Raw genomic sequence first — 15,930 nt, forward strand, 5'->3', positions numbered from 1 at the left:
GGCCTAGCGTCGCGCCCGTGCCTGCTCGTCTGGTCGCCCTGAGCATCGCCGCGAACGATCCGGCGACCCTCGCCCTCTTCTGGGCCGGCGTCCTCGGCTGGCCGGTGACCGGCGACGGCGTGACGCTCCTGCCGAACGACGACACCGGCTTCCGGATCCGGTTCCGGCCCACGCAGGAGCCGAAGACGCGGCCGAACCAGATGCACGTCGACCTGACGAGCACATCCCTCGCGGACCAGCAGCGGACGGTCGCCCGAGCGCTGGAGCTCGGCGGCCGGCACCTCGACATCGGCCAGGGCAAGGTGGCGCACGTCGTGCTCGCCGACCCCGAGGGCAACGAGTTCGACGTCATCGAGCCGGGCAACAGCTTCCTCGGCGACTGCGGCTTCGTCGGGGCGCTCTCCTCCGACGGGTCGCAGGAGGTCGGCTACTTCTGGAGCCAGGCCCTGGGGTGGCCGCTGGTCTGGGACCAGGACGAGGAGACGGCGATCCGCTCGCCGCACGGCGGTCCGAAGATCAGCTGGGGCGGTCCGCCGGTGCGGCGCAAGGTCGGCGAGAACCGGCTGCACTTCGACGTCGCACCGCCGGCCGGTGGAGACCAGGAGGAGGAGTCGACCGGCTGGTCTCCCTCGGCGCGACTCGCCTCGCGGCCGTCCGGGACGGGATCGTGCGGATGGCCGACCCGGACGGCAACGAGTTCTGCGTGCTGCCCGACGACGACGGCAGGTGAGTCAGGTCGTGGGCAGGCCTGCCGCGGCCCAGGCGAGAAAGCCGCCGACGACGTCCGTGGCCCGGTGCAGCCCGAGCGAGCGCAGGGCGTCGGCGGCCAGGCTCGAGGTGTAGCCCTCCGAACAGAGCACGATCACGTCGACGTCGTACCCGGTCGCCAAGGGCAGTCGCGCGTCGCTCGCCGGGTCGAACCGCCACTCCAGCACGTTGCGCTCGACGATCAGCGAGCCGGGCACCTCGCCTTCTCGTGCCCGCTGGGCGGCCGGCCGGATGTCGACGAGCAGCGCGCCGTCCGCGACGCGCGCGGCCGCCTCGTGCGGATCCACCCGCACGAGGCGCGAGCGCGCCTCGGCCAGCAGGTCGTCGATCGTGCGCGGGCGGGGGAGCACGGGGGCGCTCACCAGTCCACCCCGGCGCGCTCGGTGCCGGTGCGGACCAGCGACGGACCGTCGATCCGGTAGGTGTTCATCCAGGCCAGGCCCGGTGTGTAGACGTGCACGCTGACGGCGGCATCGGCGCCGTCGTTCGTCACCTGGTGCACGTAGTGCGGGCCGAAGTGCCGCACCCGGCCGGCGCTCAGTTCGTGCGTGGACTCGCGGACACTGCCGCGGCCGGCGCCCACGACCCGTTCGGTGAGGGTGCCCCGGACGACGCTGAACGCGCCTGCCGAGGCGCCGTGGTCGTGCAGCGGGGTGCCCTGCGCGGGCAGCCAGGAGAGCAGCCAGACCTGGGCGCTCGCGAGATCGGCGTGCAGGCCGGGATCGAGCAGGTCGGCCGCGGAATCGGCCGCGAGCAGGTGCGTCCATCGGCTGGTGGAGCGGTACTCGACGAGGGGGAGCCAGTACGGGGCGGCCGCCACGAGCGCGGCGGCCAGGCCGGCGGCGCCGGTTCGGCGGACAGTGGGATCGGTAGGGGACAGGAGCGTGCTGGACACGGGGATTCCTCGGAAGGGTGCGGCGCGTCGTCAGGCCGCACGGCGGCGGACGCGGAGGTGGCTGGAGGGTGCGAGGTCAGTCAGCGCGCCGGACAGAGCGCGCTGGCGACCCGGCCCAGGTCGACAGCGGCCCGGCGGTGGAGGTCGGTCGCGGCAGCCATGTCGAGATACGACCAGAGGTCGATATGCGTGTCAAGTCGATCGAATTAGTAGGGATAGTCGCGTCAGTCGGGGAGGCCGCCGCGGGCGACCAGCTGGGCGACGATGACGTTGCGCTGGATCTCGTTGGTGCCCTCGCCGACGATCATCAGCGGGGCGTCCCGGAAGTACCGCTCGACGTCGAACTCGGTGGAGTAGCCGTAGCCGCCGTGCACCCGCACGGCGTCCAGCGCGTTCTGCATGGCGCTCTCCGAGGCGAACAACTTGGCCATGCCGGCCTCCAGGTCGGCCCGCTCGCCGCTGTCGACGCGCTCGGCCGCGTGCAGGACGAGCTGGCGGGACGCCGTCAGCCGCGTCGCCATGTCGGCCAGGAGATTCCCGACCGACTGGTGCCGCCAGATCGGGACGCCGAAGGACTCCCGCTCCTGGGCATAGCGCAGCGCGTCGTCGAAGGCGGCCCGGCCCACGCCGACCGCCCGCGCGGCCACCTGGATCCGCCCGAGCTCGAGTCCCCGCATCATCTGGGCGAAGCCGCGGCCCGGTTCGCCCCCGAGGACGGCGTCCCGTGGCGCGCGGTAGCCGTCGAGGACCACCTCGCAGCTCTCGACACCCTTGTAGCCGAGCTTCGGCAGATCACGCTCGACGGTGAGGCCCGGCCCCGGTTCGACCAGCAGGATGCTCATGCCGCGGTGCGGAGGGTCGGCGTCCGGATCGGTCCGGCAGAGCAGGGCGATCAACCCGGCCCGGCGGGCGTTGCTGATCCACGTCTTCGACCCCGTGACGACCCATGCGTCGCCGTCCGGCCGCGCGGTGGTGCGCATCGCCTGCAGGTCCGAGCCGCCGCCGGGCTCGGTGAGTGCCATGGTGGCCCGCAGCTCACCGGTGGCCAGCCGGGGCAGGTAGCGCTCGCGCTGCGCCTGCGTGCCGTAGGTCGCCAGCAGCGAGCAGACGACGCTGTGGCCGCCCATGGCGCCGGCCAGGCTCATCCACCCCCGCGCCAGCTCTTCGGTGACCAGAGCGAACGCCGCGGTCGACACCTGCACGTCGCCGTAGGGCTCCGGGACGACGAGACCGTAGACCCCGAGCGCCTTCATCTGCTCGATCAGCGCCTCGGGATAGGTGTTCGCCTGCTCCAGCTCGCGGACCACGGGGCGCACCTCGCCGTCGACGAACCCGCGGACCAGCCGCACGATGTCCTGCTCCTCGACCGATAGCCGCCGCGTGTTCATCGGAGTGCTCATGGGGCTCCTCTCGTGTGTCCCGCCGCCGGTTATGGTGCGCTGATGCAGCCCTCGACCGGCCCGCTGACCGGTATCCGCGTCGTCGAGCTGGCCGGGATCGGGCCCGCGCCGTACGCCTGCATGCTCCTCGCCGAGCTCGGCGCCGACCTGATCCGGGTCGACCGGCCTGGCGGCGGCGGGATCTTCGTGGACCCGTCGAAGGACGCCCTCAACCGCAGCCGCCCGAGCGTCGCGGTCGATCTGAAGTCCGCCGGCGGCCGGGACGTCCTGCTCCGCCTGCTGGACTCCGCCGACGTCCTCGTCGAGGGGCTGCGGCCCGGCGTCCTGGAGCGGCTGGGTCTCGGCCCGGACGAGGTGCTCGCCCGCAACCCGCGGCTGGTCTACGCCCGCATGACCGGCTGGGGCCAGGACGGCCCGCTGGCCCAGCGCGCCGGCCACGACATCAACTACCTGGGCCTCACCGGCGCCCTGCACGCCATCGGGACGGCGGACAAGCCCGTCGCGCCGCTCAACATCGGCGCCGATTTCGGCGGCGGCTCGATGTTCCTGCTCGTGGGCGTGCTGGCCGCACTGGTGGAGCGGGGGACCAGTGGGCGGGGTCAGGTCGTGGACGCCGCCATGGTGGACGGCGCCAGCTCGCTGATCACCATGGTCTACGGCCTGCTGGGCGCCGGGTTGTGGCGCGACCGGCGGGCGGCGAACCTGCTCGACGGTGGGGCGCCGTTCTACGACACCTACGCCTGTGCCGACGGCCGGCACGTCGCCGTCGGCGCGCTGGAGCCGCAGTTCTACGCCGCGTTCCTCGAGGGGCTGGCGCTGACCGGCGCGCTCCCGGGCGGGCAGTACGACGTCGCACACTGGCCCGAGCATCGGCGCCTCTTCACCGAGGCGTTTCGGGCGTTGCCCCGCGACGAGTGGGCCGCCGTCTTCGAGGGCACCGACGCCTGCGTGACCCCCGTGCTCGGCCTCACCGAGGCGCCGGCCCATCCGCACCTGGCCGCGCGCGGCACCTTCGTGGAGTGCGACGGCGAGCCGCAGCCCGCGCCCGCCCCGCGGTTCTCCCGCACCCCCGGAGCGGTCCGCGGCGCGCCCGCGCGGCCCGGCGCGGACACCCGCTCGGTGCTCGCCGCGTGGGGTTTCGGCGACGACGAGATCGGCCGGCTGCTCGAGGCCGGCACGGTGAGCGAGGCCCCGCCGTCCGGACCGACCGACGAGGAGTAGCCATGGCCGACGAGGTGCTGGTGGAGCGGCGCGACGACGGGGTCCTGGTCGTGACGATCAACCGGCCGCACGCGAAGAACGCGCTCGACCGCGCGGTGGCCGAGGCGGTGGCCGCGGCGGTCGACGAGCTCGACGCGTCCGAGGACCTGCGGGTGGGTGTGCTGACCGGGGCCGGGGGCACGTTCTCCGCGGGTATGGACCTCAAGGCCTTCCTGCGCGGGGAGACGCCGGCCATCGAGGGCCGGGGGCTGTGCGGCATCACCGAGACCCCGCCGCGCAAGCCGCTGATCGGCGCCGTGGAGGGCTGGGCGCTGGCCGGCGGCTTCGAGCTGCTGCTGGCCTGCGACCTGATCGTCGCGGCCGAGAACGCGCGGTTCGGCGTACCCGAGGTGAAGCGCTCGCTGGTCGCCGCCGGGGGAGCGGCCCTGCAGCTGCCGCGGCGGGTGCCGTTCAACGTCGCGCTGGAGATGCTGCTGACCGGCGAGCCGCTGAGTGCGGTCCGCGCGGCCGAGATCGGGCTGGTCAACCGGCTCACGGCCGAGGGGGAGGCGCTGACCGGCGCGCTGGAGCTCGCCGCGGCCATCGCCGCGAACGGGCCGCTGGCCGTCGCCGCGTCCAAGGCGATCGCGCGGGGCGCCGGCGACTGGACCTTCGCCGACGGCTGGTCGCAGCAGGCCGCGCTCATCGCTCCCGTGTTCGCCAGCGAGGATGCGCGGGAGGGCGCCACCGCCTTCGCCGAGAAGCGCCCCCCGGTGTGGAAGGGGCGCTGACCGACCACCGCCGGGGCGTGGGATGGTGAGGAGCACGTCGACCAGGACGGAAGGGATCGGGACATGCGGGACGCAGTGATCGTGGAGGCCGTGCGGACGCCGGTCGGCAAGCGCAACGGCGGACTGTCGGGGGTGCACCCGGCCGACCTGTCCGCGCACGTCCTCAACAGCCTCGTGCAGCGGGCGGGCGTGGACCCGGCGCTGGTCGACGACGTCATCTGGGGGTGCGTCAGCCAGGTCGGCGAGCAGACCTTCGACATCGCCCGCACCGCGTTGCTGACGGCCGGCTGGCCCGAGTCGGTGACCGGCGTGACCGTGGACCGCCAGTGCGGCTCCTCGCAGCAGTCGGTGCACTTCGCGGCGGCCGGCCTGATCGCGGGCCAGTACGACGTCGTCGTCGCCGGGGGCGTGGAGTCGATGAGCCGGGTGCCGATGGGTTCGACGATCACGCCGGACGGCGGGCGCCCGTACTCGCAGGCCTACCTCGACCGCTACGACGGCGTGTTCCCCAACCAGGGCGTCGGCGCCGAGATGATCGCCGAGCAGTGGGGCCTGTCCCGGCAGCAGCTCGACGAGTTCTCCGTGGCCTCGCACGAGAAGGCCGCCGTCGCGCGCGCGGAGGGCCGTTTCGAGGCCCAGATCGCGGCGGTCACGCTGCCCGACGGCACCGTCATCAGCCAGGACGAGGGCATCCGCGAGAGCACCGTGGAGAAGCTGGGCACGCTGAAGACGGTGTTCAAGCCCGAGGGTGGCGTGATCACCGCCGGCAACGCCTCGCAGATCTCCGACGGCTCGGCCGCGCTGCTCATGATGACCGGTGAGAAGGCGGCCGAGCTGGGGCTGACGCCCATCGCCCGGGTGCACACGGCCGTCCTCGCCGGGGCCGACCCGGTCATCATGCTGACCGCGCCCATCCCGGCGACCCAGAAGGCGCTGAAGAAGTCGGGCCTGTCGATCGACGAGATCGGCGCCTTCGAGGTCAACGAGGCTTTCGCGCCGGTGCCGCTGGCCTGGCTCGCGGACCTCGGGGCCGACGCCAAGGCGCTCAACCCCAACGGCGGGGCGATCGCACTGGGTCACCCCCTCGGTGGCTCCGGGGCCCGGCTGATGACGACGCTCGTGCACCACATGCGCGACAACGGCATCCGCTACGGCCTGCAGACCATGTGCGAGGGCGGCGGCCAGGCGAACGCGACCATCCTCGAGCTGCTGTAGGGAGCGGACCCCCGCCCCGCGCCGGGGGCCGAACTCAGCGGGGGGTGGCGCGGTCGGGCAGCAGCCCCTCCTCGTGGTCGAGTTCGCGCTCCAGCGCGCGCAGGCCCTCGTCGGGCAGCCGCCCGACATCGCGCCAGTGCAGCAGCTCCATGCGTTGCGCCTCGATGACCGAGCGGCGCAGCCGGAGCGCGGCCTCGTACTCCGGTGACAGCGGGATCTCGCCGGAGTCGGCGTTGTCGAGCAGGTCCAGGCGGTGGCGGTAGCGGTCCAGCCGCGTCTGCAGCTGTGCCCGGATGCCGGTGATGGCGCGGTCGTCGACGTCGTCGTGCCGCTCGGCCTCCATCTCGGCGAGCCGGCGCAGCGCCGCCTCGACCGACGCGGCGCGGGCCTGGTTGCGCATCCGCGCCTGGTCGGCCACGTCGGCCCGCAGCCCCAGCACCCTGGCCAGGGGCCCGAACGTGAGCCCCTGTCCGACGAGCGTGACCAGCACGGTGAGGAAGGCGCAGAACAGCAGAAGGTTGCGGTCGGGAAAGGGTCCGCCCTGCTCGGTGACCAGCGGAAGCGTGAAGATCGCGGCGAGGGAGATGACGCCGCGGGTGCCGGCCCAGCTCAGGACGACGATCTCCCGGCCAGTCAGCCGCCCCGGCCGCTCGGGCTTCCGCAGGCCGGCCGCGGAACTGCCCGACCGGCGGTCGGGGCCGGCGTCGGGTTCGCCGTCCCCGTCGAGGTCCTGCTCGGTGAGCCGCGTGTGCAGGGCCTGCGGCAGGTGCTCGGTCAGCCACAGCCACAGCGGACGGAGCAGCAGCACCGCGCCGACGGTGATGCCGGACGCGATCACGATGGTCGAGGTCGCGTACTCCTTGAGCCCGGCGATCACGTGCGGCAGCTGCTGGCCGATGAGCAGGAAGACGAAGCCCTCGAGCAGGAAGTCGACGAGCCGCCACACCGCTCCGGTCTGCAGCCGGCTGGCGCCCGAGGCCCAGCTCGGGTTGTTGTGGCCGATGATCAGGCCCGCGACGACCACCGCGAGCACGCCCGAGACGTGCACGCTCTCGCCCAGCAGGTAGGCGAGGAACGGGGTGGCGAGCGAGATCGCGTTCGACGACAGAGGGTCGCTGCGCAGCTGCCGCAGGGGGCGGACGCCGTACGCGACCACCACACCGGCGGCGACGCCACCCGCGGCGGCGAGCAGGAACTGGCCGAGCGCCGCCGGGGTGGAGAAGCCGTCGCCCTGCGCCGCGGACACCGCCACCGCGAGGATGGTCAGCGCCGTGGCGTCGTTGAGCAGGCCCTCGCCCTGGATCAGGGTGATCAGCCGCGGGGGCAGCGACGCCCTGCGGCCGACGGCGAGCGCGGCGACCGGGTCCGGGGGAGCCACCGCCGCTCCGAGGGCGATGCCGGCCGCGGCCGTGGCCCCGGCGACGAACAGCCCGAAGCCGACGCCGATCACGATCGCGGTGGCCGCCACGAGCAGCACCGACAGGCTGACCACGGTGCGCAGGTTCCGGCGGATCGCCGTGAGCGAGGAGTCCAGAGCCGCGCTGTAGAGCAGCGGCGGGATGACGACGGTGAGCACGACCTGCGGGTCGAGGCTGAGGTTCGGCCCGGGGAGCAGCGCGTACGCGATGCCGACGATGGTCAGCAGCGCGGCTGCCGGCAGCCCGGTCCGGTCGGCGACCCAGCGCACCGCGACGATGACGGCCACCGCGGCCAGGACCAGCAACAGCATCGTCTCGGGGCTCACTCGCGCCATTCTCCCGGACGCGGGCCCCGCGCCCGCGCAGCGGCGGGTCAGCCGCCTGCGCCGGCGAACTCCTGCTCGAGCCGGGACCGGTCGACGCCGAGGCCCGCGAGCACGCCGGTGCCGTCCTCTGCCTCGAGGAGGGCCAGCAGGACGTCCCCGGTGCCGATGTCGGCGTGCCCGAGCCGGAGCGCCACCCGGAACGTCAGTTCCAGCACCTTCCGCGCGTGGGCGTCGAACGGGATGAGCGCCGGGACGTCGCCGGCCGGGGCGGGCAGGGTGGCCCGGGCCGTGCGGCGGACGTCGTCCAGGGACACGCCCTGTCCGGCGATCGCGGCCGCCACCGCCTCGTCGAGATGGTCGGCCAGCCCGAGGACCAGGTGCGTCGTCCCGATCGTCGCGTTCCCGGCGGCGCGCGCCGCCTCCTGCGCACCCACGACGACCTGGCGGGCGCGCTCGGTGAAGCGGCTGAAGCCCTCGGACGGGTCCGGCCCCTCGCGCGGCACGAAACGCTTCTGCGCGGCCTGCTTGGTCACGCCCATGCTGCGCCCGATGTCCGACCACGACGCCCCCGAGCGTCGCGCCTGGTCGACGAAGTGGCCGATCAGGTGGTCGGCCACCTCGCCGAGGTGATCAGCGGTGAGCACCGCGGCGCTGAGCTGGTCGAGTGCGTCGGTGTGTCCCCTGGTGATCGCCGCGATGAGGTCGTCCAGCCGGACAGAGGTCGTCATCCGTCAACCGTAGGTTGACGAAAGCCTGTCCGTCAACCAGGCGTTGACGCGGCGGGCTCAGGCGTCGATGACGATCGGGATGATCATCGGGCTGCGCCGGTAGGTGCGGTGCGCCCACTGTCCGACGGCCCGGGCGATGAGCTGCTCGAGCTGTATCGACCCGCCCACGCCCTCCTCGGCGGCCTTCGCCAGCGCCTTCTCGATCAGCGGCTCGACGTCGGTGAACGTCTTCTCGTCGTGGACGAAGCCGCGGGCCAGGAAGTCCGGCGGCTCGGCCAGCCGGCCGGTGTCGGCGTCGACGATGGCCACCACCGTGATGACGCCCTCTTCGGCGAGGTTGCGGCGGTCCTTCAGGTGCGCCTCGGTCGCCCCGCCGACGGTCTCGCCGTCCACGTAGACGTTGCCGGCAGGCACCTTCCCGGTGATCGACACCCGACCGCCCACCAGGTCCACGACGAACCCGTCCTCCGCCAGGACGACGCCCCTGGGGTGCACGCCGGTACGGATGGCGAGGTCGCCGTTCGCCCGCAGGTGCCGCCACTCGCCGTGTACCGGCATGACGTTGCGTGGCTTCACGATGTTGTAGCAGTAGACGAGCTCACCGGCGCTCGCGTGCCCGGAGACGTGCACCTTGGCGTTGCCCTTGTGGACGACCGTCGCGCCCCAGCGGGTCAGCTCGTTGATGACGCGGTAGATCGCGTTCTCGTTGCCGGGGATGAGCGAGCTGGCGAGCAGGACCGTGTCGCCCTCGGAGACCCGGATGACGTGGTCGCGGTTGGCCATGCGGGACAGCGCCGCCATCGGCTCGCCCTGGGAGCCGGTGCAGACCAGGCAGACCTGGTTCGCCGGCAGCTTCTCGAGCTCCTTCATGTCGACGACGAGGCCCTTGGGCACGTTGAGGTAGCCCAGCTCCCGGGCGATGCCCATGTTGCGCACCATCGACCGGCCGACGAAGGCCACCTTGCGGCCGTGCGCATGGGCGGAGTCGAGCACCTGCTGGATGCGGTGCACGTGGCTGGCGAAGCTCGAGACGATCACCCGCCGCGGGGCGTCCCGGAAGACCTTCTCGATCGCGGGCACGAGCTCGCCCTCGGACATCGTGAAGCCCGGGACCTCGGCGTTCGTGGAGTCGGTGAGGAAGAGGTCGACCCCCTCCTCGCCGAGCCGTGCGAAGCCACGCAGGTCGGTGATCCGGCGGTCCAGGGGGAACTGGTCCATCTTGAAGTCGCCGGTGTGCAGCACCAGGCCGGCAGCGGTGCGGATGGCGACGGCGAGCGCGTCGGGGATGGAGTGGTTCACGGCGAGGAACTCGAGGTCGAAGGGCCCGAAGGCCACCTCGTCGCCCTCGGCCACCTCGCGGGTGACCGGCTTGATCTTGTGCTCCTTGAGCTTCGCGTCGATGAACGCCAAGGTGAGCTTCGAGCCGACCAGGGGGATGTCGCGCCGCTCGCGCAGCAGGTAGGGCACCCCGCCGATGTGGTCCTCGTGCCCGTGGGTCAGGACGATCGCGACGACGTCGTCCATCCGGTCCCGGATCGACGTGAAGTCGGGGAGGATCACGTCGATCCCCGGCTGGTTCTCCTCGGGGAACAGAACGCCGCAGTCGACGATCAGCAGCTTGCCCGCGTGCTCGAAGACCGTCATGTTGCGGCCGATCTCACCGAGGCCACCGAGGGCGATCACGCGCAGGCCGCCGTCGGTCAGGGGCGGCGGTGTGCGGAGTTCGGGATGGCTGCGGCTCATGCCCCGAACGGTAGTGGGCGCCCCGGAACGCGGAACGGGGGCCACGGCGCGTGGGCTCAGGGGCATCGATTCATACGAACTCGTAGCCATCAGAGGCTGATGGCCACGAGTTCGTGTGACTGGACGCGTCGAGGGATCCCTGGGCGCCCCGGAACGCGAAACGGGGGCCACGGCGCGTGGGCGCCGTGACCCCCGTTCCGGGAGTTCCGCGAGATCAGATCGCGCGAACGTTCTCCGCCTGCGGGCCCTTCTGACCCTGCGTGACGTCGAACTCGACCTGCTGGCCCTCGTCGAGCGACTTGTAGCCGTCCGAGACGATGGCGGAGTAGTGGCAGAAGACGTCGGCGCCGCCGCCGTCCTGGGCGATGAACCCGAAGCCCTTCTCCGCGTTGAACCACTTCACAGTGCCCTGAGCCATGCTGATTCTCATTCCGTGCTGGGGGGTGTCCGACCGGCACGACGCCGGTCTTCGGGCCGCCGCACCACCGGCAGGACCGAGAGGAACGTCAGGCAGAGACGACTGCGGACGTTCAAGAACGAAGCAGAGGCACAACAGCGACCGGCGTGAACCCTACGCTGTCGCGGGCGATCTTCGCCACGAGCCGCGTCCGGCGTGCCCCCAACGGGTCGACGGGGGGACTTTCTGTACCGAAAGTCCCGTCGGGTCAGGTGTGGGCGCGCAGCGACACGATCTCGTGCGCGGACTCCAGCGTCGGGGCCGCGGCCAGGGCGCGCAGGACGGCGCGCTCCTCGCGGATCCGGCCGCGGCGCGAGCGGTGGGCGGCGAGCGCGGTGCGCAGGCTGGTCATGACAGTGGTCCTCTCTGCTGGCTGGGTCGGTCGAGCGGGCTCTCGACGGCGAGGACGTCGCCGTCGGGGGTGAACGTGGAGCGGGGGAGCAGCCGCCGGATCAGCCCGATCACGCGGTCGTTGTCGCGCTGCACGGTGGCGGTCAGCGTCGCGATGCCACGGCCGGCGGCCAGCGCCACGAGCTCGGTCAGCAGCTGCCGGGCCAGTCCCAGCCCCTGCCAGGCGTCCTCCACGAGGATCGCGAACTCGGCGGTCGAGGCATCGGCAGGGGAGCGGTCGTACCGGGCGACCCCGACCACCTCGCCGCCGACGATCGCCGCGACGGCCTCGCGCCGGTCGTGATCGACGGTCACGAGGTGCCGCACCGCGTCGGGCGGGAGGCCGTGGATCGGCGAGTGGAAGCGCCGGTAGACGGTGTCGGGCGACAGTCGCGGCCAGAGCCGGCGGAACAGCACGTCGTCGGTGGGCTGCACGGGCCGCGTCGCGACGGCGATGTCCATTCCGGCCTCCTGGGTTCGGTGAATGAACTGTGCTCCTCCCTTGTGGGTTCGTCAAGTGAACCCAGAGGTTCTATGCTGGGCCGGTGAGCGAGATGTCGTGGGACCGCTCCCGGTGCTCCGTAGCCGGGACCCTGGCGGTGGTCGGGGAGAAGTGGAGCCTGCTCGTCCTGCGGGAGGCCTTCTTCGGCGTCCGCCGGTTCGCCGACTTCCAGCGGGTGCTGGGTGCGCCGAAGGCGGTGCTCAGCGACCGGCTGGCCACCCTCGTCGAGCAGGGCGTCCTCACCCGGGTGCCCTACCAGGCCGACGGCGCGCGGCAGCGCCACGAGTACCGGCTGACACCGAAGGGCCGCGACCTCTATCCGACGCTGGTGGCCCTCATGCAGTGGGGCGACACGTACCTCGCCGACGGACCGCCCCCCGTGGAGCTGACGCACCGGGACTGCGGCGCTTCGGTGCATCTGGAGCTGACCTGCGAGGCCGGGCACTCGGTCAGCGGGCCGTGCGAGGTGGCACCGGTCCAGCGGGTGGCCGGCTGAGGGCGGCTCAGCCCAGGTGCGCCCGCAGCGCCGCCACGATCAGCCGGTGGTCCTCCAGTTGAGGCAGCCCGGACACGACCAGGACGCCGACCGGCCCCACCGAGCGCACCAGCACCGGGAACCCGCCGCCGTGCGCGGCATACCGCCGCGGGTCGAGCCCGGACTGCTCCTCGAACGTCGTCCCGCGCGCCACGAAGGACTGGCGCACGTGCAGGGTGCTGTGCCCGAACCGGTGCACCACCCGTTGCTTGCGCGCGATCCACGCCTCGTTGTCCGGGGTGGCACCCGGCAGGGCCGCCCGGAACAGCTGGGAGCCGTTGCGGCTGATGTCGATCGCCACCGGGGCGGCCTGCCGGCGTGCCAGCTCCCGTAGCGCCGTCCCCAGCTCCCAGGCGTCGTCGTTGGTGAAGGACGAGAACTGCAGCTCCTCCTCCTCGGCGGCGAGCTCGGCCACGGACGGGAACGGGTCGGTCATGGCTGTATTCCTACAGCCCGCAGCGCGCGGTCGGGCGTGGCCGCGTGGTGACGGAGCGCCGTTCCCCGAGCTGGGAAGGGCGCGGCGGGCAGGGAGATCCGGTGCTCGCGTGGGCCGCGCGAGGAGGCGAATGGCCAGGTGACGGGGGCGGCCCCAGAATCATTGACGTACGGCAATCGTGCACACGGCAGGGGAGGAACGGTGACGAAGGTCGATCGGATCGCGGAGCCCTGGGGCACGCGGACGCCCTACGGCCCGGGCGAGGACTGGCCGGCCCGGGTGGACACCTACCTGTCCGACGGGATGACCGAGGCCGACGTCGACGCCTGGAAGCAGTCGGCCTCGATCCTGCACTCCAACGGCGACGGCATGGACATCGCGGTCAAGGACGGCCGCATCGTCGGAGTCCGCGGCCGGGAGGTCGACCGGGTGAACCACGGCCGCCTCGGGCCGAAGGACCTGTTCGGCTGGCAGGCCAACCACTCACCTGACCGGCTCACCCGTCCGCTGCTGCGCCGGGACGGCGAACTGGTCGAGACCGACTGGGACACCGCCATGGGCGCCGTCGTCGGCAAGGTGCAGGAACTGCTGGAGGAGCAGGGGCCGAGTGCGATCGGCTTCTACACGACCGGCCAGCTGTTCATCGAGGACTACTACACGCTCGGCATGATCGCGCACGGCGGCATCGGCACCAACCACGTCGACGGCAACACCCGGCTGTGCACGGCCACCGCCGCGGCTGCGCTCAAGGAGTCCTTCGCCTGCGACGGCCAGCCGGGCTCGTACACCGACGTCGACCATGCCGATGTCATCGCGCTGTACGGGCACAACGTCGCCGAGACCCAGACCGTGCTCTGGGCCCGGATCCTCGACCGGCTGGCCGGGCCGAACCCGCCGAAGCTGGTCTGCGTCGACCCCCGGCTCACCCCGGTCGCGAGGGCCGCGACCGTGCACCTGGCGCCCCGGCCCGGCACCAACGTGATGCTCATGAACGCACTGCTGCACGAGATCGTCGCCAACGGCTGGTACGACGAGGACTACGTCGACGCGCACGCGGTCGGGTTCGACGAGCTGAAGAAGCAGTTGGAGAAGTACCCGCCCGAGGCGGCCGCGGAGGTCTGCGACGTCTCGGCCGACCAGATCCGCGAGGCGGCACGGCTCATCGGCACCGCCGAGCGGCTGCTGTCCACTGTGCTGCAAGGCTTCTACCAGTCGCACCAGGCGACGGCGGCCGCCGTCTGCGTGAACAACATCCACATCGTCCGCGGCATGCTCGGCAAGCCGGGCTGCGGCCTGCTCCAGATGAACGGCCAGCCCACGGCCGAGAACACCCGGGAATGCGGTGCCGACGGCGACCTGCCCGGCTTCCGGAACTGGGACAACGACGACCACGTCGCCGACCTCGCCCGGGTCTGGAACGTCGAGCAGATCGAGATCCCGCACTACGCGCCGCCCACCCATGCGATGCAGATCTTCCGCTACGCCGAGCAGGGCTCCATCCGGTTCCTGTGGATCATCGGCACCAACCCGGCGGTGTCCCTGCCCGAGCTGCAGCGGATCCGCTCGATCCTCGGCCAGGAGCGGCTGTTCGTCGTCGTCCAGGACATCTTCCCGACGGAGACGACAGAGTTCGCCGACGTCGTCCTGCCGGCCGCCACGTGGGGGGAGAAGACCGGCACCTTCACCAACGCCGACCGCACCGTGCACCTGTCGGAGAAGGCGGTGGAGCCGCCGGGGGAGGCGCGGCCGGACCTCGACATCTTCGTCGACTTCGCGCGCCGGCTCGGGCTCCAGGACAAGGACGGCGCCCCGCTGGTGAAGTGGACCGATCCCGAGGGCGCCTTCGAGGGCTGGAAGGAGTGCAGCCGCGGGCGCCCCTGCGACTACACCGGCCTGAGCTACGAGAAGCTGCGCGGCGGCAGCGGCATCCAGTGGCCGTGCAACGAGGAGAACCCCGACGGCACCGAGCGGCTGTACGCCGACGGGCAGTTCTGGGCCGATCCCGCCTACTGCGAGGAGTACGGCCGCGACATGGTCACCGGCGCCCCGGTGTCCGAGACCGAGTACAAGGCGCTCAACCCCGACGGGAAAGCGGTGCTCAAGGCGGCGGAGTACCTGCCACCGCACGAGCTGCCCGACCAGGACTACCCGTTCCAGCTGATCACCGGCCGCACGCTGTTCCACTTCCACACCCGCACGAAGACCGGTCGCGCGCCGCAGCTGACGGCGGCCGCGCGCGAGGTCTGGGTGGAGATGGCTGCGAGCGACGCCGCCGACCGGGGGCTCGGTGAGGGCGACCTGATGGAGATCACCACCCCGCGCGGCCGGGTCGAGGCCCGGCTGCGGGTCAGCGGCATCCGTCCCGGCGTGGTGTTCCTCCCGTTCCACTACGGCTACTGGGACACCGGCGGCGAGGGCCCGGAGCGGGCGGCGAACGAGCTGACCGTCACCGACTGGGACCCGGTGTCCAAGCAGCCGCTGTTCAAGACCGCGGCCGCCGCCGTACGGAAGATCGGGGACGCCGACGGCCCGTCGGCCGCGCCCACGAACACGGCATCGGCGCCAGTGGCCGGATCGGCGCCGGCCACGGCCGGCGGCAGCGCGGCAGAGGCCCGCGAGACGGTCGGAGGAATGGCATGAAGCTCGGCATGGCGATCGAGGAGCTGCACCGCTCCGAGAACGAGCTGTACACGGTGCTCCTGTCGATGTCGGACCGGCACAGGGTCGACCACGAGGTCTTCCACGTCACCCGCGACATGGCGACGTGGTCGCAGCAGCACGTCGAGGAGCTCGCCCAGGCGGGGCGGGAGTTCGGACTCGAGCTCGACCCGGAGGCCGAGCACGTGCACGGCCTCATGGAGAAGGTGCGCCGGAAGGCCGCGGAGTTCACCGGCCGCGAGTCGGAGCCGGGACTGCTCCTGCTCGCCGACCTGCGGCACCTGTACCGCGAGGCGTCGGGCACGTCGCTGGACTGGGAGCTGCTCGCCCAGGGCGCCCAGGGCGCGAAGAACAAGGAGCTGCTCGATCTCGCCGAGCGGTGCCATCCGCAGACGCTGCGGGTGTCGCGATGGGCCAACGCCAAGCTGAAGGAGTCCTCGCCCCAGGTGCTGGCCAGCTGACCCGGGG

17 protein-coding genes and 1 pseudogene are annotated in these 15,930 nt (G+C 72.4%); 8 read left to right on the plus strand and 10 right to left on the minus strand.

Translation table 11 applies throughout. From position 1 onward, the window contains the following. Window positions 1–17: 17 nt before the first annotated feature. Together AC2H4J_RS05500 and AC2H4J_RS05505 are read left to right on the plus strand one after the other, a co-directional pair. Window positions 18–536: pseudogene (locus tag AC2H4J_RS05500) on the plus strand (VOC family protein); the annotation flags it as partial. Continuing rightward, window positions 452–730, plus strand: coding sequence for a VOC family protein (locus AC2H4J_RS05505; RefSeq protein WP_487463839.1), 279 nt, complete (start codon window positions 452–454; stop codon window positions 728–730). The pseudogene AC2H4J_RS05500 and the gene AC2H4J_RS05505, both read left to right, overlap by 85 nt. 1 nt (window position 731) lies before the next feature. Here the strand turns inward: AC2H4J_RS05505 and AC2H4J_RS05510 are convergent, their stop codons facing one another. The 3 genes from AC2H4J_RS05510 to AC2H4J_RS05520 form a co-directional block, all read right to left on the minus strand. Continuing rightward, the gene (locus AC2H4J_RS05510) at window positions 732–1,130 is read right to left on the minus strand and encodes a rhodanese-like domain-containing protein (protein ID WP_487463840.1); all 399 of its coding nucleotides are present in this window, start codon (window positions 1,128–1,130) and stop codon (window positions 732–734) included. After that, on the minus strand, window positions 1,127–1,663 hold the full coding sequence (locus AC2H4J_RS05515; protein WP_487463841.1) for a cysteine dioxygenase: 537 nt from the start codon (window positions 1,661–1,663) through the stop codon (window positions 1,127–1,129). Before AC2H4J_RS05515 ends, AC2H4J_RS05510 begins: the two co-directional genes overlap by 4 nt. 224 nt (window positions 1,664–1,887) lie before the next feature. Then, complete coding sequence (locus tag AC2H4J_RS05520; RefSeq protein ID WP_487463842.1) at window positions 1,888–3,063, minus strand: acyl-CoA dehydrogenase family protein; 1,176 nt, start codon at window positions 3,061–3,063, stop codon at window positions 1,888–1,890. Between the two features lie 42 nt (window positions 3,064–3,105). Here AC2H4J_RS05520 and AC2H4J_RS05525 point away from each other — a divergent pair, with 42 nt between their 5' ends. The 3 genes from AC2H4J_RS05525 (at window position 3,106) to AC2H4J_RS05535 (ending at window position 6,269) form a co-directional block, all read left to right on the plus strand. Beyond that, window positions 3,106–4,284 (plus strand): CaiB/BaiF CoA transferase family protein, encoded by a 1,179-nt coding sequence (locus tag AC2H4J_RS05525; RefSeq protein ID WP_487463843.1) that lies wholly within the window; start codon window positions 3,106–3,108, stop codon window positions 4,282–4,284. A gap of 2 nt (window positions 4,285–4,286) precedes the next feature. Further along, window positions 4,287–5,054 carry a crotonase/enoyl-CoA hydratase family protein gene (locus tag AC2H4J_RS05530; RefSeq protein ID WP_487463844.1) on the plus strand — a complete coding sequence of 256 codons (768 nt, stop codon included), beginning with the start codon at window positions 4,287–4,289 and terminating at the stop codon, window positions 5,052–5,054. A 63-nt stretch (window positions 5,055–5,117) separates the two neighbouring features. Then, complete coding sequence (locus AC2H4J_RS05535) at window positions 5,118–6,269, plus strand: thiolase family protein (RefSeq protein ID WP_487463845.1); 1,152 nt, start codon at window positions 5,118–5,120, stop codon at window positions 6,267–6,269. A 34-nt stretch (window positions 6,270–6,303) separates the two neighbouring features. On the opposite strand, the gene AC2H4J_RS05540 is transcribed toward AC2H4J_RS05535, so the two are convergent. The 6 genes from AC2H4J_RS05540 to AC2H4J_RS05565 form a co-directional block, all read right to left on the minus strand. Continuing rightward, window positions 6,304–8,013, minus strand: coding sequence for a cation:proton antiporter (locus AC2H4J_RS05540; protein ID WP_487463846.1), 1,710 nt, complete (start codon window positions 8,011–8,013; stop codon window positions 6,304–6,306). Between the two features lie 47 nt (window positions 8,014–8,060). Further along, complete coding sequence (locus tag AC2H4J_RS05545) at window positions 8,061–8,741, minus strand: Clp protease N-terminal domain-containing protein (RefSeq protein WP_487463847.1); 681 nt, start codon at window positions 8,739–8,741, stop codon at window positions 8,061–8,063. A gap of 57 nt (window positions 8,742–8,798) precedes the next feature. After that, window positions 8,799–10,484 carry a ribonuclease J gene (locus AC2H4J_RS05550; RefSeq protein WP_487463848.1) on the minus strand — a complete coding sequence of 562 codons (1,686 nt, stop codon included), beginning with the start codon at window positions 10,482–10,484 and terminating at the stop codon, window positions 8,799–8,801. 214 nt (window positions 10,485–10,698) lie between these two features. Next, a complete protein-coding gene (locus AC2H4J_RS05555) occupies window positions 10,699–10,902 on the minus strand; it encodes a cold-shock protein (protein ID WP_487463849.1) in 204 nt (67 codons plus the stop codon). Between the two features lie 247 nt (window positions 10,903–11,149). After that, entirely contained in the window at window positions 11,150–11,293 is a 144-nt protein-coding gene (locus tag AC2H4J_RS05560; protein ID WP_487463850.1) for a hypothetical protein, read from the minus strand. Next, window positions 11,290–11,793, minus strand: coding sequence for an N-acetyltransferase family protein (locus AC2H4J_RS05565; RefSeq protein ID WP_487463851.1), 504 nt, complete (start codon window positions 11,791–11,793; stop codon window positions 11,290–11,292). The genes AC2H4J_RS05560 and AC2H4J_RS05565 overlap by 4 nt, the downstream gene beginning before the upstream one ends. A 92-nt stretch (window positions 11,794–11,885) precedes the next feature. On the opposite strand from AC2H4J_RS05565, the gene AC2H4J_RS05570 reads away from it, so the two are divergent. Continuing rightward, a complete protein-coding gene (locus AC2H4J_RS05570) occupies window positions 11,886–12,329 on the plus strand; it encodes a winged helix-turn-helix transcriptional regulator (RefSeq protein ID WP_487464351.1) in 444 nt (147 codons plus the stop codon). A 7-nt stretch (window positions 12,330–12,336) separates the two neighbouring features. Here the strand turns inward: AC2H4J_RS05570 and AC2H4J_RS05575 are convergent, their stop codons facing one another. Continuing rightward, a complete protein-coding gene (locus AC2H4J_RS05575; protein WP_487463852.1) occupies window positions 12,337–12,804 on the minus strand; it encodes a heme-degrading domain-containing protein in 468 nt (155 codons plus the stop codon). Between the two features lie 201 nt (window positions 12,805–13,005). Here AC2H4J_RS05575 and AC2H4J_RS05580 point away from each other — a divergent pair, with 201 nt between their 5' ends. Both AC2H4J_RS05580 and AC2H4J_RS05585 read left to right on the plus strand, forming a co-directional pair. Continuing rightward, on the plus strand, window positions 13,006–15,444 hold the full coding sequence (locus AC2H4J_RS05580; RefSeq protein WP_487463853.1) for a molybdopterin oxidoreductase family protein: 2,439 nt from the start codon (window positions 13,006–13,008) through the stop codon (window positions 15,442–15,444). Further along, on the plus strand, window positions 15,441–15,923 hold the full coding sequence (locus tag AC2H4J_RS05585) for a hypothetical protein (RefSeq protein ID WP_487463854.1): 483 nt from the start codon (window positions 15,441–15,443) through the stop codon (window positions 15,921–15,923). Before AC2H4J_RS05580 ends, AC2H4J_RS05585 begins: the two co-directional genes overlap by 4 nt. Window positions 15,924–15,930: the final 7 nt, after the last annotated feature.

The sequence above is a fragment of the Blastococcus sp. OS1-29 genome (assembly GCF_057628075.1).

What these genes read in the sequence shown, in the direction of transcription:
- AC2H4J_RS05520 (WP_487463842.1), bottom strand. Translation starts at nt 3,063, where the DNA reads ATGAGCACTCCGATGAACACGCGGCGGCTATCGGTCGAGGAGCAGGAC.
- AC2H4J_RS05525 (WP_487463843.1), top strand. Translation starts at nt 3,106, where the DNA reads ATGCAGCCCTCGACCGGCCCGCTGACCGGTATCCGCGTCGTCGAGCTG.
- AC2H4J_RS05530 (WP_487463844.1), top strand. Translation starts at nt 4,287, where the DNA reads ATGGCCGACGAGGTGCTGGTGGAGCGGCGCGACGACGGGGTCCTGGTC.
- AC2H4J_RS05535 (WP_487463845.1), top strand. Translation starts at nt 5,118, where the DNA reads ATGCGGGACGCAGTGATCGTGGAGGCCGTGCGGACGCCGGTCGGCAAG.
- AC2H4J_RS05545 (WP_487463847.1), bottom strand. Translation starts at nt 8,741, where the DNA reads ATGACGACCTCTGTCCGGCTGGACGACCTCATCGCGGCGATCACCAGG.
- AC2H4J_RS05550 (WP_487463848.1), bottom strand. Translation starts at nt 10,484, where the DNA reads ATGAGCCGCAGCCATCCCGAACTCCGCACACCGCCGCCCCTGACCGAC.
- AC2H4J_RS05555 (WP_487463849.1), bottom strand. Translation starts at nt 10,902, where the DNA reads ATGGCTCAGGGCACTGTGAAGTGGTTCAACGCGGAGAAGGGCTTCGGG.
- AC2H4J_RS05560 (WP_487463850.1), bottom strand. Translation starts at nt 11,293, where the DNA reads ATGACCAGCCTGCGCACCGCGCTCGCCGCCCACCGCTCGCGCCGCGGC.
- AC2H4J_RS05565 (WP_487463851.1), bottom strand. Translation starts at nt 11,793, where the DNA reads ATGGACATCGCCGTCGCGACGCGGCCCGTGCAGCCCACCGACGACGTG.
- AC2H4J_RS05570 (WP_487464351.1), top strand. Translation starts at nt 11,886, where the DNA reads ATGTCGTGGGACCGCTCCCGGTGCTCCGTAGCCGGGACCCTGGCGGTG.
- AC2H4J_RS05575 (WP_487463852.1), bottom strand. Translation starts at nt 12,804, where the DNA reads ATGACCGACCCGTTCCCGTCCGTGGCCGAGCTCGCCGCCGAGGAGGAG.
- AC2H4J_RS05585 (WP_487463854.1), top strand. Translation starts at nt 15,441, where the DNA reads ATGAAGCTCGGCATGGCGATCGAGGAGCTGCACCGCTCCGAGAACGAG.